Raw genomic sequence first — 17,466 nt, 5'->3', positions numbered from 1 at the left:
CGCACTGGCAGGCATTCATGCGTCGATCACCATGGCAATGTGTTGGCGACGGCGTGCAGGGCTCATGGAGAGGATGTCATGGCTTGACCAACCGTAGGCGGAAGCAAGAAGGTGGACGTCCCACAACTGACGCTCAACATCAGCCGTCATCATTGACCAGAATTGATGAGCAATATCGAACTGATGCTCTGTTTCTGCCCCACATTCCGTGCATGCAGAGTTCAGCGAAACAATGGTCAATGGCTCAACATCAAGCATTCTCGTTTCGAGCGCTTGATAGAAGCCCTGCCATGCTGAGTCACTATCTTCCAGAAGCTCGATACTGCGAGCAACATCGCGATAGCTAGCAGGCTCTAACACGCATTGCGCCAAGGTTGACACTGAGGCGTCGAAAGCGGAAAGCGCGAACAAATCGCGCACGATGGGCAAACGAAAACGACCACTGCACATTCCAGCGTTAAATGTCTCGTAAAAAGGCAAATACAGTTCGGTGTTAATTTCGGTATCGAGAGCATTGATATTCAAGCGATCCGAGCTGCTTGCCAACACCTCTGAAACGGTAAACGACAACTGCGTTTTGGCCTCACACTCCGAGCAAGCACCCACGACCGAAATGGGCTCTCCAAACTCGGTGCGATAGGCCTGAAGCAGGAAATGGTCACGCCCAGCTAATGTCCATTCGATGACTTCGCCGTGGTATTGGACAGGAATAAACGCAGACACCATGGCCACCGCACGCTGAGGCGGTAACATGTCAGCGGCTTTTTCCCACAGCTCAACACGCTCATTATTGGTCAACGCCGATATCGCGACACGCATTGGCCGTTACTCACTGCTCTGGATGCACAAAACTAGGTTCATTAGGCACAGTGATGTCGTTGCGCTCCCACCCCTCATTTTCGAGTTTGACTGATTGGATCATAAATGCGGAGCTTGATGCATCAAGCGCAGGTATCGCTTTGTATTCTGACACCCAGCAATTGTAGAGGGTATAACTCAGTACTTTTTGACCCGCTTCATTGAGCACTTCGAGGATCAATGTCTTGCGAAAATCCGCCAACGAGACTTCACCACCTAACCCAGTGCCGATTCGCCAAACCTTGTTAGCCCACTGTTCAAATTGCAGGTTTTCTGTCACGCCGCGTTCTAGCGTAATGGCCTCAAATTTAGCCTGACCCGGTGATTTACGAGTATGAGAAGGATCGCCCCCTTCTCGGTACTCCATCACTTCAACCGTGCGGCTAAGCCCCGACACCTTTTGTACGGCTGCCAGCACGTCACCACCCGCTTCTTTGACAATAAATTTGTAGCCGGGATAAGGCACAATGCGCTGACCATTCACGTTAAGCTGAGACATCTCGTCCCCCTCGCTAACCATTCAAAATAAGCAATAAAGCCATCAACCAAAAAACGAATAACAACTTCAGAAAATCTCTGCCAGTACTAGCTGACAGAGACAACGTTTACCCGTTGCTGTTATTCATCAACTGCAAGCTAACAACGACAAATTCCGCCGGTTTTAATCCGGCAAAACCCACCAGCAAATTGACCACACCGGCATCAATATCAGCTTGCGTTGTCGTCTCTGCGTCGCACTTGACGCGATAAGCCTGTTCCGGCGAACTGCCTTGGAACGCGCCTTGTCGAAACAACCCTTGCATGAAGTCACCCACTGCAATGCGGATTTCAGACCAGAGCGGTTCATCGTTAGGTTGGAATACTGCCCACTGCAAGCCTCTAAATAACGACTCTTCAATGAACAATGCTGTGCGACGAACAGGGATATAAGTCCATTCAGACGCCAACTCGTTGGCACCACGAAGGGTTCTTGCGCCCCAAGCAATGTTGCCGCTGATACCGCCATTACGAAGGCAGTTAAGCCCCACAGGATTAAGCTGACCAATTTCGTTATTGGTTAAGGCTTGATTAAACCCAACAACATTACGAAGGCTTGCAGTAATCCCCGCGGCAGCAGTCCAGATACCTGACTCCGTATCTTTGCGAGCATATAGCCCCGCGATCGTGCCGCTTGGCGCGATGGTGCGAAGACGGTTTTCATTGTTGGGATCGGGAACCTGAACCCGAGGGTAGTACGCTGCAGTGTTACGATGACGCAGACCAACACCTGAGACTTCGTCTAGCCAGTCTTGCGCTTCTTCTACGCTGTTAACGTCAGGGGGCGGGTCAATCAACAAAAATGCCCGTTGTTCTTCGCAATAGCTAAGCGCCGGACTCATGACACTGGACATATTGGCAACAGAGCCGAGATCTGCTGATTCTGGAATGAGCAAGATGTTGAACAAATCGACATCTTCCAACGCATACAGTCCCGTGCGAAGTGTGCGGTTGCCTCGTAGTTGTGCTGCGCGCTCGGCATTGGTTGGCATCGCACCATCTGCGCCCGCTGTCGCCAATGTTTGTAGCCCCGCAGGTGCGACGGTATTCATGGCATACTGCTGCACGTTAGCCGTGACGCTGCCAACTAATCCCATCACCGTGCCAAAATCACCGACAGATTCCGCAATAGCAACCACGTGACCAGCACGGTAATCAGCGCTGTTTCTTCCACTGAAAATTGCCATGCGTGTTCCACGAACCACAACTTGGCATTGCGCCCATAGCGGATCGGCAGGTCGAGTATCTCGAATGGCGTTCTGCAGCATCAGCGCCGCTTCTGCAATGGTGGTTGGCTTCGTGCTCGCGTCAACAACAACATCATGTGCTCCAGTGCCTAGGTTCACCTGAAGTGTGTTGTCATCCGCGACGCCAACATATTGAGTCGTATCCTGAACGGCCGAATAGAAGCCCGTGGGCGCAGGCATTTCAACACCCGCGCCACCTTGCGTTAACTGAACCAACATAGAATCGTCATTGACGACGTTGACGACGTAACGTGGATGGGTGGATACCATGGACACATTGCGATAGGTTTCATTGCGCACGGGCAACTCTAATCCGTCGACGTGACGAATTTCAGTCAATGACAGATTAAATAAAGCGGTGGGATCAGAGGTGAGATAATCGATATCGGCGCGAATATGGTTGTTCCATCCGCCGGGGTCGTTAACCGCGTTGCCCTGAAACTGACGCCCTGCATCAAAGGTCAATGTGGTTGCGCCAGCCCAACTTTGCGCTGTCATGCTGCCATTGGTTCCACCTCCGACGCGAACAGCAACGGCTTGACCTCCGCCATTAAGGTAAAACTGAGAAACGGCGTAACTGGTTTCACTGTTCGTGTGTACGCCACCAAAGTGGGTGTCAAAGTCACCTACATGAAACATACGCACTGGTGTGTTGAGTGGACCGCGAGAAAAGCGCCCCACAAATGCAGCAATAGACGTAGCAACGCCACTCAATGAGCGACTACCACTAGGGATTTCTTGAATATAAACGCCGGGATATGTCAGTGCGACTGGCATGGGTGACCTCCTCAAGCAAGACGATGGATCCAATAAAACAGGCGTTAATGTGTAGCGATGCAACCGACTGAAAACATCGACATCATCGAAGGGTGAGTACAGTATTGATGTCACAATACACAGTAAAGAGGATGGTCAACTTTCGGCCAAATGCCTGTCGCAACCGCAAGACGAAACACATATGGAGGGAAATATGCCTAAAATAGTACGTTCGTTTTATGTGCAGTTTTTCATGATGTTAAGCACAATGTAATCGTTCTTATTGTGCGCTCTTATTTTTGTCAGAATTAATTGTGAGAAAACGCCAAAAGACTAATTAAATGGACAGGCCATCTAGCTGCTCGGCAAAACACTCCTTTTAGCCATAGCCACAACAATGCATATTCTGACTCCCTTCGTAATGCTTAGGGCGAATGTCATTTGTCTACATCGAAGAGAAAATGAAATTGAAAGACGTCAGGTCACTAGCGCAGGGAAGGGATTTCTTATTTGGGAAATCTAGCCACTGATAAGGCATCAGTGGCTGACAAAAAATGGTTTATGACTGACTAGCAAACTCGTTGATGTAGTCAATTTGAGGTTGTTTAGTAAATGCACCAGGGCGCAATGCTTGAACTTCGCGAATAATATCGTCCAATTCCCAGCCACGTTCTAAGAGTAAATGCGCCGCCAACAAACCGGTACGACCTGAGCCACCCATGCAATGCAGGGCAACCTTTTCCCCTTTTGCAATGGCATCATGCAGGTGTGATTGGCATTGTTGCCAGCTTTGAATAAACTCGGCGTTTGGCGCTTCATCGTCTTCAATCTTCGCTTGGAACCATGTGATTCCAGCAGCTTGTGCAAATTCACCTAGTTCAGCGACGCCTTTTTCAGCCATTTCTTCTTGGCTTAGCGCGGTGACAATCATGGTCACACCTTGTGCTTTAAGTTGCTCTAAGCTCTCTTTTAACGACGTGCCTTTGGTTCCTGGGCATGGTGTTAAAATCAACGCACCCGCTTCAACAGGCAGTTCCCATGTTGGATGTGTCATTGTTATCCCTTTATTCCTTTCAACTAACTAATTTGTGCGATACCCAAGCAAGCTAAAGATGTCGAATGCAGCTTGCTTGAGTATAACCCTTAATTATGGCGGCTAAGTATTACAAATAAAATAACGATAGTCGTTGATGATACACAGCAAAAGCCTCAGAATAGCGCCCCTTTCCCTACTGACTTGGCGTACTTGCCATCAGCCGTCCATTTTGGGACGTAATCTTATTGAGAATTATACATATGGGTTTTACCTCGTTAGGTCTTTCTGCACCAATCCTTAAAGCGGTACAAGAGAAGGGTTACGATACGCCTTCTCCTATTCAGGCGCAGGCTATCCCTGCTGTACTTGAAGGCAAGGATGTCATGGCTGCAGCGCAAACCGGTACAGGTAAAACCGCTGGCTTTGTATTGCCTATTCTAGAAAAGCTGAGCCACGGTGATCGCGCACGTCCAAACCACGTTCGCGCTTTGATCTTAACACCGACTCGTGAGCTAGCTGCTCAGATCCTAGAAAACGCAGAAGCTTACAGCAAGCACACGCGCCTGCGTTCTAGCGTTGTTTTTGGTGGCGTTAAAATCAACCCACAGCTCATGGCACTGCGCAAAGGTACCGACGTGCTAGTCGCCACGCCAGGTCGTTTGCTTGATCTGTACAGCCAGAACGCGGTGAAGTTTTCACAGCTAGAAGTGCTGGTTTTGGACGAGGCTGACCGCATGCTAGACATGGGCTTCTTCCGTGACATCAAACGAATCCTTGATATTTTGCCGAAGAATCGCCAGAACTTGCTGTTCTCTGCAACGTTTTCTGACGAGATTCGTCAACTAGCGAAAGGCTTGGTGAACAACCCTGTTGAGATTTCAGTGACGCCTGCTAACTCAACGGCACGCACCGTTGAGCAATGTATCTACCCTTCTGACAAAAAGAAAAAACCAGCAATCCTTACTACCTTGATCAAAGAAGGTAACTGGCGTCAGGTGTTGGTATTTAGCCGTACCAAACACGGTGCAAACAAGCTATCTCATTTTCTCAATGAAGAAGGCATCACTGCTGCGCCGATCCACGGTAACAAGAGCCAAGGTGCTCGTACCAAAGCATTGGCTGATTTTAAATCAGGTGAAGTGCGTGTACTAGTAGCAACCGATATTGCGGCACGTGGTATTGATATTCCTCAGCTACCACAAGTGGTTAACTTTGACTTGCCAAACGTTGCTGAAGATTACGTTCACCGTATTGGCCGTACCGGTCGTGCTGGTGAAGTGGGTAAAGCGATTTCTTTGGTTTGTGCTGATGAAGCAGATGACCTGTTCGGTATTGAACGTTTGATTCAACAAGTACTGCCTCGCGTGGAACTAAAAGGTTTCAAGCCAAGCATTGCTGTTCCTGAGCGTGCGCTGGACACTCGCCCTATGAAAGCAAAGAAACCGAAAAAGCCAAGCGCACCAACAGGTGGTCGTCGTTCTTCTGGCTACCGTGGCAACGGTGACAAAGCAATGTTCGAAAACCGTCAATCACGCCAAGACGGCCAACAAGGTCAAAAAGCGGAAGGCAACGGTGAAGGCCAAGCACGTCGCGAAGGTTCTAATCGCAATAACGCTGCCCGTACCGGTAACCGCAATGGCAACACGGGTAACCGTGGCGCGAATACATCTGGCCAAGCGCCAGCACGCAACAAGCCGCAAGGCAATGGCGCGCAGAAACCTGCTGGCAGCCAAAACAGAAAGCCAGGTGGTCAACAACGCCGTCGCCCTTCGGGCAACACAGCGAAAGCGACCCCAAGCGCCAACTAAGTTGATTTGAAAACAAGAAGCCAGACAGTGTCTGGCTTTTTTCGTTTAGGGTGAATGCTTTTTACCCTATTTTCTCTTTAGTATTTCTTCTTACATTCTCGACAACGCTCAACAAGCCCTCGGAAAAACCATTGTTTTGACAAGTAGATAAGAACGATATCTAGCCAAACTGCACGTAAATGGTGCATTCGTTCAGGTTTCCGCATTTTATTCTCGTTTCACCGTTAATTTTTCAGTAAAACGTACCGCTTTTTCTTTTAGTCACCCGTTAAGAAGCAATTTACGTTTTGCCGAGTATCGGCTATCGAGAATAATAATGTATAAAAAAACACTCCTCTCCATTTTAGTCCTTGCGGCGCTTGCTGGCTGCAACGATGAAGACACTCCGATTCTTCATCCAGATATAGACGTAGACATTGAAACACCTGCTCCCGTTCTTCCTGAGGAAGGAACGGATGGCTCTCCCGATATTGGTTTACCAGACCCCATTATCGCGGGAGAATTTTCCCTCGATGGATCTTTGGTGTTTGGCTCTTCCGTTACCTGTAATGGTGAAGCAGCCAATGCGTTTGAATTCTCGCAAAATGATTCGGTTATTTGTGAATTCGACGGCACCGTGTTAGCGACGTTTGCACACCTTTTCGAAGAGAAAGAACAACGTTCGGCTGAAACGCCTGATCGCCTTCGTTTATCACTCGATCAAGCGTCAGAGTTTATCGACTCACCAGAAAAGCTTCGCAATGCTCGCGCATTGATCACCGCGGTAGCACCGAGTCATGACAAGCAAATTGATTTCCCCGTCCTGTCCACGAGTGACAAACTGGCCTTCTCTGCCACGTACAATAACGACTTAGACTTGCCGCCAGAGGACTTTGATAAGCTATTAGAAGAAAAGCCAGCGGAAGAAAACCTTGTCGATAAACTGCCTAGCACCCACGTCCCTGACATTGAACCTGAGGTGACAGAAGGTGCAGTCGCTGACTTAAACGCGCCGTTTGTTTCCGCCAATGCCGAAGAAGCCTATCAGTACAAACCCACTGAAACGATCAGATCAAAAGCGGTGATCACCGATTCGAACGGGAACCCAGTTCAAGGCCTGTCTTACTTCAGCCGATCGTCTCGCGGAAAAACCAACGCGCTCGGAGAATTCGAGTTTGTGTGGGGCGAAACCATTTCTTTTGGTATCGATACCTTTGAACTTGGCGGTCTACGCGGAAACCAAACCCAATTTACACTTCATGACTTGGGCGCAGAACAACGCGGCCGAAATGCGGAAGCGTTAGTGAAACGCTACGCCACAGTAAACACCAACGCTATTACGATTGGCCCTGACGTTGAAAAGGTGTTTTCTCAGTACCCTAACGTCATAAACGAAGCCATCTCTTTGTCTCTCAACGACAAGGACATCCTCCTTGACGTTGGTACGGGCCAACCACAAACCGTTGAAGCAGAGTTCGAGACCCAATTTACATCAGGTATCGCGCAACAAATCGATAACGCCATTTGCGGTAAAAACTGCAATCAATCTACATTTCAATTTGATAGCAAACCAGAAGTGCTTGTCGCAACTGATGAAATGGGCAACATTCAGGCGGACATCAATAAGCTATGGGGAATTAACGACGCAACATCACAAGGCTGGAAACCCGTTGATAAATTCCATGTCTTCGCAGATGCAACCTGGTTTTATGGCAGCGTAGGTACGGCACGAGGACAAGCGGCCGTGAACATTTCGAACCGCGCATTTCCGGTGGTGATGGCGCGCAACGACAATAACTACTGGATTGAGTTCGACAAACCAAAAGCCTATGACGAACGTGGCTTGGCATACATTACGGAATCCCCAATCATTAAACCCGATGTGGCTGGCGGAAACACGGCCACTTACGGTTTGCCTTTTGTCAGCATTGGCGAGCTAGGCAAGGGGAAAATCATGGTAATGGGTAACGCCCGTTACAACTCGGTACTGGTATGCCCGACTGGATATTCTTGGGGTGGCAATAGCCTGTGTGAAAATGGAAAAGACGGCGATGACATGAAGCACTTCTTCAGCAACGTTATTCGCTACCTCACCAACCGTGCAGATGATGGCTCCATCACCGTTGGCACCAATATACCGCACGTCTACTTTACCCGTGCGGGTATCACACTAGGGCACAAAGAAGCGTATGTAATTGCCGATGACTTTAATGTCACGACAGAGCAAATCTCCTCGTTTTCAAATATCTCACCAACTGACATGCCGCTACTGATCCTCAATGGATTTGATTATCACGGCCCAACCGGTGACTACTATCTGCCGCCGCATACCGCAAATACTGACAGCCCTAAGCTCAGCCAAGACGATGTCACTGCGCTAATCAAATACGTCTCTAACGGTGGCAGTATCTTGGTGATGGAAACCTTACGCGCAACCAACAATGCTGGTGAACTTGGCCGTTTATTTGACGCTGCAGGCATTGCATTTGGTATGGGCGAATCAGTGGTGCCTACGGGTAACGGACCTAATGATGGCTACGCTGATCGTGTGCGTTCAAACCGTGAATATGGTCTCTACATTATCGAGCGTTACGCGCCAATCGACGGTGAGAATGGCGAGAAGCCGAAACTACCGTACAACATTGATAGCGTCACGGGTGAGGTGACGTGGGATCACATCATTGCTGGTAAACCAGATAAAGCCCCTGAGCTAGAAACAGCCTACTACTTCGAGAAATCACAAGACGGTAAACCCGTCGAACACAAAGCATTTATCCGCGAGGAAGATCATTTTGTGCGCAACGATAGTGGTCACATCGATGTCTCGAATGGCGAACCCGTGGTTGATACCAAATCGCTGCGCAAAGCCATCAATGATCTACTGGACAAATTCAACGTTGAGGGTGAACGTACTTATCAAGAATGTACTGACTATAACTACCATTACGAAATCAACTGCCTTGAGTATCGTCCGGGCAATGGTATTCCACTCACAGGTGGCATGGCTCGCCCAATCTACACCAAACTTGATCTGGGAGAGAGAGAAGCTCGCGCCATGATCCAGGCGGCGGATCTTGGCACCAACATTGAACGTTTATATCAGCATGAGCGCTATTTCCGTACTGACGGAAATCTAGGAGAGCGCTTGAGCAGCGTGGACCTAAATCGTATCTACACCAACATGTCAGTGTGGCTTTGGAACGATTTGGACTATCGCTATGAATCAGGTAAAGACGATGAGCTTGGTTTCGAAAGATTCACCGAATTCTTAAACTGCTACACCAGTAACAATGGCGCTGAAGGCACACAGTGTTCGCAAGAACTTGGCAGCCAATTGGTCGAAATGGACATGGTTTATGGCGCGGACGCGGGTGAATATGCAGGCCAGATGAACCCTAGCTATCCGCTCAATTACATGGAAAAGCCGCTGACACGTTTGATGCTAGGCCGCTCATTCTGGGATTATGATGTCGTGGTCGATATTCGCCGATTCCCGGGTGAACCCGATGGTTTCGCAGCAGGTAAAGAACTGACATTCGACATGAGCAACAACACAGTCGCCTATTATGCGGGTAACCGTCAAGCCACCGGTCAATGGGCTGTAGCGCATGAATCCGTGATGGTTAACGTTTCAGGAAACAATGCGCCAGTGACGTTTACGGTCGGTTTACATGACGATTTGACGGGACGAGAGAAGCACGAACTTGGCCTAAAACGTCCGCCACGTATGCAAAAGAGTTACACCATTAAAAGTAGCGGTGAATTTACCGTGCCTTATGGTGGTTTAATTTACGTTCAAGGTGGCGACAGCGAAGCAGTTAGTATCAAGTTCAACGGCAGTGTGGCAGCGCCTCTCTTTGATGGGACGGCAAGTGAATGGGTGAACCCACAACACTCCCCTGCGCCAATGGGCGATGTGGTATCTAGCAGCTTCATCTACACCGCTCCAAAAGCCAATATGTCAGCGAAAAATATCAGTGGTGGTATTGCTCAGTTCGCCACTGACTTAGACGTTTTCTCGCAAGATCTTAACGATTTCTATGCGCGAGACGAAGGGATAGACGGACAACGCAATCGCGCTGTTATTCATGCCGACACACCAAATAATCGCCATGCGTTTGTTAATGATGTCGCGATCAGTATCGGCTCTGCGCACTCTGGCTATCCAGTGATGAACAGCAGCTTTGATGCCGCCAGTCAGAACATGCCAACGACGCCGCTCAATGATTGGCTCATTTGGCACGAAGTGGGTCATAACGCCGCTGAAGCGCCGCTCAATGTCGAAGGTGCAACCGAAGTGGCTAACAATGTGCTTGGCCTCTACATGCAACAGAAATACCTCGGCAAAATGCCGCGTGTAGAACGCGATATTCGCATTGCTCCAGAGTTCGTCAATGCTGAGAGCGGTCACGCTTGGGGCGCTGGCGGTGCCGGTGAACGTTTGCTGATGTTTGCACAACTAAAAGAGTGGGCTGACAAAGAGTTGGACATCACCCAATGGTACGAAGGCCATCTGCCAGATTTCTACAATCAAGAAATTGGTATGAACGGCTTTAACCTTTACAAGCTCATGCATCGCCTAACACGTAACCCGTCTGAAACGGGAATGCGCTTAGTGGGTGAAAACCAATGTTATCAACCCAACCTAGGTAAGAGTGATGCTTTGCTACTGTGTGCATCATACGCAGCGCAAACAGATCTTACGACGTTCTTTGATGCATGGAATCCTGGGGTGATAGCGAGCATTTTGCCGGGTGTAAGCGAGCCTCAGTATGACGGCGGTATTAGCGATGCAGGGCGAGCAGCGGTGAGAGCACTTAACCTCCCACTTCCAACACGCAACCCACTGACCATTGATTCAGTGACGGTCGGCACTCCCGCTCACGAGTAACAGCGTCTTCATCTATTGCTATAAGAAGCAATAAAAACCAATAACAAGAAATAACAAAAAGGGAGCCAATTGGCTCCCTTTGGATTGTCATCGTTGACGGCTACTGGTTCGAGATGCGTTGTTCGAGCAATGCCTTTTTCAATGTAATGGCCTTGAATTGAATTTCCAACAGTTCCAGTTCGTTCGCTGCCCTTTCCGTATCTCCGTCAGCCAATAGCCTTTCTACATAAGACAATCTACCTAGTAGGGGAGAAAGACTAATTGCATAATTTTCTAAGCCCGTTGCGATAGATGGTATTTGCTCTAGTTTACCGGTCTTACTGAGCAAACTAATATTTGCTGCTCGGGTTCGCGCAACGATAAATTTTCCGCTTAATTCATCATATCTCGCCAACAGAGAGTTCTGCCATTGCTGCAAAGATACATTTAGGGTTTCGACTTTTTCCGAACTTGGAAACAAATATCTCAGGCTAGCTGCAAGATCAATCCCTGAAGCAAAAGCATGACTCGTATTGCCAGAAGTCAGCGCCGTCACTTTCTCCGTATAGGCGGGGATAATCCTAGACTGGTGACCTTCAAGTGCTTGAGCGCCAAATTCCTCACGAATTTGCTGCGCCTCTTCCACCGAGATAATCTTTGGCTCGGTGAGCGCAACGGTAAGTTCAGACGTTGGAGACGGTCTGCTGCCCTGCACGTGCTGCAAGCCATAAAGAGACGCGCCACCTAACAAGACGCCAAGAACAAAAACCAATGCGCTAGCATTCTGCTTTCTAACTTTTGTTTCGACAAGCGGTGGCGTGATAACGCCTGAACGCGAACTGTTTTCTAGACGGTCGATATGTTCGAAAACGGTAAAGCCCAACACATCGAGATCTGCCACTTTGTCACTCCCACGCAGTGACAGATTGCGATCAATTGCCTGCAATGCTCTTTCACAGCGATACAAATCTCGTAGCTGGCTCAGTTGCGGATGCATTGACCGCAACTCTTCTCCCATACGTCCCAACATCCAGCGGTAGAGTTCCACACGCTTGGCTTGTGGCATGTTTGCATCTACTTGTTTGTCGCGAAGCACCGCCACTTGCAATTCAAGGCCGTTGGCAAAACCTGAAAGGCCCTGTGTTTTCAGTGAAGCAACCGTGTAGTAGATCGCCACCAATAAATCCGCACCATCGGTGGTGGCGACCTTTTCGCACAGACTCCGTACTTTGTCCCAATCCACCGATCCAACCAGCGGATTAAAACGTCGGTTAATTTCACTACGAATGGCTTGATAGTCGGCAGAGTCCTTTAAGCGAGAATCATCTGCCGCTAACTTGATGCCATCGATGTCAGTCAACATCCATTGCGCCATGTTTTTACTTCCTTTTTCATGACGTTAGTAGAGCGTACGAGAGAGCTTAAAGCCTCTAAAAATGGATGCCGTAAACGGATTGCTATCGGCTTCAGAGTGCAATCGGTACATCACGTTACCTCGGTCAACATTGAAGCGATAGTCAACACTGGTTGACGTTGAACCCACCACCTCCGCTTCTTCCAGTAAACGGAAGAATGCCCAAGGACCACGAATACTGATGCTGCGTGGTGATGAGTTAGCGGCTACCGGCACCAAGGTCAATTTACTGACCGCGGATTCACGCAAGGTATTCGGCCAAATCAAACCCACGTTTTTACGCGGCCCATGGCTATATTCAACATACTGACCATCAATGTTGATAACTGAACGTCGTTTGTTGGCACTCAACTCAACAGGCTCAAGGGTGAACTCAACATCCAATATCCCCTTGCGATTGAAGAAAGCTTGTTGAATAGCACGAGCAGAATCTAACTGATTCAGAACGTCACTGCGGATCAATGTTTTCTCGCCCTCGGCAGTGTCAAAATTACCCGCGTCTTCAAGGAACATCTTCAAGTTGTTCTCATAGAAGTTAGTCAGTATGCCGTTAGGTGCGAAGAAGGCTTCAAAGTCTTCCAGTGCAACGTCTTTCGACGACGCTGGGTTGAACGGATAACGAGATGCCAGCTTGGTGCGGAATTCGTTATAGACGTCGGTTGTCCAACGCACTTCAAGGTAGCGAATGGCTTCTTGACGAATCACGTACCAACTTTCATCCGCGAGTTTTTTCAGCATTGAATCATAGGGTTGAGGCATGCCTGTCGCAATTCGTTCCAACACATAGATAGGGTCAGAGCTGTTAAGCGTCAACCTTGCCTTGGTTGCTTCAAGCGCTGCTTTACCCACATCAGGAGAGTCATTGATTGATTTCATGTAAGCCGTCAACTGAGAGACAGCATCCACGACTTCATCAAGGTAAATAGGTTTACCAGGCTCAGTTGTTGCCAAGCCGTTTAGCTCTGAAAATTGATTATCAACCAACGCAGCAACACGGTAGCGCGGTGATTTCACTAGCTCGTCACGTGCAGCGTCATTTTCAGGCAACTGTGGGAACAAATCGGTGTTATCAGTCACTTCTTCCAACAAACGGTGCAGCGGTTGGTTATTGCCAGTAATGCTTTCCAGCACCAATACCGCGTTGTGAATATCTGGGAAGTATTTGATGTCGATGTCGTTCATCGCACGACGCCAGCTATCAGAGTAATCAGCGATATACTGGCTGCGAATTTTCTCGCGAAGCACGCGTTTATCTTCTTCTGAAAAATCAATCGATTCGGTTTGCCCAAGTACCCAACTATCCACCAGCGCTAACTCTGATACGGAATCAGATTCTGGAATGAAATAGCCGGTGAAGCCTTTCTTGGTCAGAATTCGTGGGATTTCGAGATCTTGGCTTTCCTCTGTTCTTTGCGTAAACACTACGTCAAACACTGGGCCAATAGATGTTGCCAAATCGACAGGTGCACCCAGTACAGACGTTGATGCCTGTTTGAGGTTTCGATAAACACGCTGTTCAATCGGCATACGACTCAGTTGTCGTTGCGTGGACGCAATCAAACCATCATAAGGGGCAAGAATCGCTTCAGCATCATCTTGTCCATCTAAGCGATCCCCCTCAAGGTCAGTGTGCTGCATCGCGTAGTCAAGGTGCTGCATCAAGCGTTCTTGTGTTTGGCGATCCCCTGGGTATTGCTCTTGCCACTCAGCCGCGAAGTAGTTCTGCACCATATTTTGGTAACGACCATCATCATTGGTCATCATTCGGAACACTCGCAAGGCGGTCAGCATCTGCTCGTCGTCTTGCGCGCCTGCTATTTCAGCGGCTGCCGTTTTTAATAGTGCTGGCAAGTAACGATTTTCAAGCAAGCTCAAGTATGTCTGTTCAACTTCAGGACCGATCACATGGCCTTGATATAAGCCCAAATCAGACAAGTATTCTGGCTTGTCACGGAAGAAACCGAATTCCAACGTTGCTTGTCGAATGGTATCGAGCGGCGCAAGAATATCGACGCCATTATCAATCACCACATCGGACGTATAGTTGGTTTCGTATTCGTTAACCTTGGTAAGCACCGCGTCAGCTTGGTCAACATTCTTCAAGTAATACTGATGCCATGAACCAATCAACAACACAGAGGCTATCGAACATGCGACAACAGAGAGCATCATGACCCGGCGTTTAGTTTTTGCCACACGGAAGTTATCTGACGCTAAACCCGCTTCAGGATAAATGACTTTGCTAAACAGCTTCTGCGTAAAATAGGTCGTCGAATTATTCGCATTCTGCGCACTGTTTACGGCATGAGATATACCATAGCGACGCGACGCCGAATCGATAAATGCGTTAGTTGGCACGCCCTGCTGATACACCGAAGTGAAGTACACACCACGCACAAGCGCAGAGGTGGAAAACTGATCACTGCCGAAAGCATCTTGCAGGAATTGCTTCATCACATCGTGGAGCCCAGCCATTTGACGACTGAAGCTGTAGATTGCAGTGCGATCTTCGCTATCATACGTTTGCATCAAAATAGACGGCAGCATGCCGTTCACTCGCTCCACAAAGCCGCCAAAGTCTTTATCAAACTCATTCAGCCAACTGTCGAGATCGTCTACTGAATCCAGCGTGAAGGTGAAGCCCATGACTTCCTCGCGCTCCGCTTTGCTACAGTGACGGAAGAAGGGTTCAAACCCGTGCAAAAGGTCCAGCTTAGTGAGTGATACATATACCGGCAAACGAGTCGAGAGCGTTTCCATGAGTTCGCGTAAGCGCGCCCTAAGAAGATTGGCATATGCGCGACGCTCACTGGTCGTTGATGTCGCCAAGTTCGCCACGTCCAGCGCAATAACCACGCCATTCAAAGGACGACGACTGCGCGTTTTCTCTAGCCACTGAATAAAGTGGAGCCATAAACGACGCTCAAGCTCGCCTTCCCCATCATTACTGGTAGCACGCTGTGTCAGCAGCTCACCATCTGGGTCAATCAAGACGGAGTCATCACCAATCCACCAGTCGAAAGAAAACGGATTTTCGCTTTTCTTGCCGGATGCACGCATGACGGAAGAGAAAACAAAGTTTTGGCCAGAGCGATTGATAAGGCTTGTCTTACCCGCATTTTCAGGGCCCAACACCAAGTACCAAGGTAGTGCATAAAGGTAATTACGCTTGTTTAAGCTCTTATGCAACGCCGTCATCACTTGGTTGAGTTCTGATTCCTGACGTTCTTCAAATCGCTGAATGGGATCTTCTTGAAGCTGACGTTCACGCGCTTGATCGGCATGGTAACTTTTTAGCTTTCGCCACTGCAGAAAACCCCAAAGCGCAAGCCAAGCAAGGGAAAATATAACACTGGTAATAGCACGCGCAGTGATCGAGGCGAGTGGTTGACTGTCATTGATGGTCAGCCAAGGGCCAGCCCACCAGATAGCGACATTGAGCAACACAAAAATAGCCACCAATAAGATTGGCAATCCTGCTTTCATCGCTGGCAGCATTTTCTGTAGAAGCGATTTAAACTTGCTGAACATAATGTTTCGATCCCTGATTTTTATTGTGCTTTCGCTATATTTTCGAGCCGCTGAATCAGCAAAGGCTCCCAGTCAACCAACGACGTTCTGGTCGTCTGTTCTAACAAAATCTGATATTGCTGTTCTGCCATGGCTGACAGTTGATGACGACGCATGACATCGGCAGATAGCATGCGCCAATAGAACTGATCTCTTGGTTCTGTTGAATCTGATAAACCATCATTAAGCATGGCGAGTGCAACGGACAAACCACCCTCGTCTGCCAAGGTAAACGCTTCTTTTCGCTTGGCGTCCCAATCCGAAGTCCCTGACGAGCCAGTGCTCGAGGTTTCTCCTTCATCCAACCAGCGACGCGTTTCATCGTTAACAAACGGTGCACCGCCCTTGAACTTGAGTTCTGCGACCAAAGGAAGTCGTTTTACAAAAGCGCGTGTTTCACTGGCGATGGTGTCTGCCCATTCAGCATTACCTAGCTTGAGCGCGATGCGATAACTGAGAAAATGACCGTCAATCCAGTACGGCGCGACAGTTAGGCTCTGTTCAACTTTGCGCCATAGCGCATGGTCAGCACCACGGTTTAACTGCTCTTCATATTCCGCAATACGATCGAGTGATACGGGCATTAATTGCGTTTCGCCATTGGCTTCCGCTTCTGGCACCGATGTAATCGAAAACCACACGGAAAAGCGGCGTAAACGTAACGATAACGCAATGCCACCGCCGTCTAATTCAGACACAAATTCAGACACTTTAAGAAGCGTTTGCTTGACGGCACGATCTGAGCTGCCGTCAATCTCAAGCTTCCCAGCACTTGCTGCTGGTGATGGTTTGGTTGACGAAGGCGCAGACTCCGCGCTTGCTGTTGCTTGCACCACACGTTCATTCTGCGTGAGACGTCGTTTCATCAACGCCCCAATATCTTCTACGCCTTCAACGGGAAGATCGTGAGTTTTAGCCGTAGATTGAAGCTCATTGAGTGCAGTTTCTAATTCGATTTTTTGGTCTGCATCGAACATCGATGCATCAATTTTCTCAACCGCCTTTTCTGTTCGCTGAATAATCTGCGAAAAAAACTTTCGGCGAGGCAATACTCCTCGAGGCCCCGGAACAGGGTGGCAAGTTTCCCAGTAATGTTGAATGAAATCGTTCAGAACAAACACGGAGAGCGTAAAGCGCTCTGGCGATGCTTGGTACTGAAGACATTGCAATAGGTGCGTGAGTAACTTGAGGTCTTTGGTGCTATTTTCCATCAACTTCAGTGCACTTTGCTCGGCTTCTCCCCACTGTACTTCCGTGTGAGAAAGCGAGCCCACTTTCATCATTTGCCCTTCGACAAAATCCAACAGCGCATCTTCAAGAAGACGCTCTCCTACTGGATTTTCGCCAGAAATGGGTTTGATGATGCGTTGACGGTACGTTTGCATATCCAT

The 17,466-nt window shown here is 48.8% G+C and carries 9 protein-coding genes; 2 read left to right on the top strand and 7 right to left on the bottom strand.

The window, feature by feature from the left end; genetic code table 11:
* Nucleotides 1-15: 15 nt before the first annotated feature.
* The 4 genes from Q365_RS0103835 to Q365_RS0103820 all read right to left on the bottom strand — a co-directional run bounded on the left by Q365_RS0103835 (nucleotide 16) and on the right by Q365_RS0103820 (nucleotide 4,452).
* Entirely contained in the window at nucleotides 16-819 is an 804-nt protein-coding gene (locus tag Q365_RS0103835) for a hypothetical protein (RefSeq protein WP_028022104.1), read from the bottom strand.
* Between the two features lie 10 nt (nucleotides 820-829).
* Nucleotides 830-1,357 carry a phage tail protein gene (locus Q365_RS0103830; protein ID WP_028022103.1) on the bottom strand — a complete coding sequence of 176 codons (528 nt, stop codon included), beginning with the start codon at nucleotides 1,355-1,357 and terminating at the stop codon, nucleotides 830-832.
* A 106-nt stretch (nucleotides 1,358-1,463) separates the two neighbouring features.
* Nucleotides 1,464-3,419, bottom strand: coding sequence for a phage tail sheath family protein (locus Q365_RS0103825; RefSeq protein ID WP_028022102.1), 1,956 nt, complete (start codon nucleotides 3,417-3,419; stop codon nucleotides 1,464-1,466).
* Nucleotides 3,420-3,957: 538 nt separating this feature from the next.
* Nucleotides 3,958-4,452: a cyclin-dependent kinase inhibitor 3 family protein gene (locus Q365_RS0103820; protein ID WP_028022101.1), complete on the bottom strand. Its 495-nt coding sequence runs from the start codon at nucleotides 4,450-4,452 to the stop codon at nucleotides 3,958-3,960.
* 242 nt (nucleotides 4,453-4,694) lie between these two features.
* On the opposite strand from Q365_RS0103820, the gene Q365_RS0103815 reads away from it, so the two are divergent.
* Together Q365_RS0103815 and Q365_RS0103810 are read left to right on the top strand one after the other, a co-directional pair.
* Nucleotides 4,695-6,242, top strand: a complete 1,548-nt coding sequence (locus Q365_RS0103815; RefSeq protein WP_028022100.1) for a DEAD/DEAH box helicase — start codon at nucleotides 4,695-4,697, stop codon at nucleotides 6,240-6,242.
* Nucleotides 6,243-6,558: 316 nt separating this feature from the next.
* On the top strand, nucleotides 6,559-11,112 hold the full coding sequence (locus Q365_RS0103810; RefSeq protein ID WP_028022099.1) for an SslE/AcfD family lipoprotein zinc metalloprotease: 4,554 nt from the start codon (nucleotides 6,559-6,561) through the stop codon (nucleotides 11,110-11,112).
* A 100-nt stretch (nucleotides 11,113-11,212) separates the two neighbouring features.
* Here Q365_RS0103810 and Q365_RS0103805 read toward each other — a convergent pair whose 3' ends face one another.
* From Q365_RS0103805 to tssA, 3 genes are read right to left on the bottom strand one after another with little or no spacing between them, the layout of a single operon-like run.
* On the bottom strand, nucleotides 11,213-12,466 hold the full coding sequence (locus Q365_RS0103805) for a type VI secretion system ImpA family N-terminal domain-containing protein (RefSeq protein ID WP_028022098.1): 1,254 nt from the start codon (nucleotides 12,464-12,466) through the stop codon (nucleotides 11,213-11,215).
* 24 nt (nucleotides 12,467-12,490) lie between these two features.
* Nucleotides 12,491-16,036 carry a type VI secretion system membrane subunit TssM gene (gene tssM / locus Q365_RS0103800; RefSeq protein ID WP_035024337.1) on the bottom strand — a complete coding sequence of 1,182 codons (3,546 nt, stop codon included), beginning with the start codon at nucleotides 16,034-16,036 and terminating at the stop codon, nucleotides 12,491-12,493.
* Between the two features lie 20 nt (nucleotides 16,037-16,056).
* The gene (gene tssA / locus Q365_RS0103795; protein WP_028022096.1) at nucleotides 16,057-17,466 is read right to left on the bottom strand and encodes a type VI secretion system protein TssA; all 1,410 of its coding nucleotides are present in this window, start codon (nucleotides 17,464-17,466) and stop codon (nucleotides 16,057-16,059) included.

This window comes from Enterovibrio calviensis DSM 14347 (genome assembly GCF_000621165.1).
Classification (GTDB): domain Bacteria; phylum Pseudomonadota; class Gammaproteobacteria; order Enterobacterales; family Vibrionaceae; genus Enterovibrio; species Enterovibrio calviensis.
The sequence above is the reverse complement of the archived record's forward strand: the minus strand, read 5'-3'. Positions and strand labels throughout refer to the sequence as shown.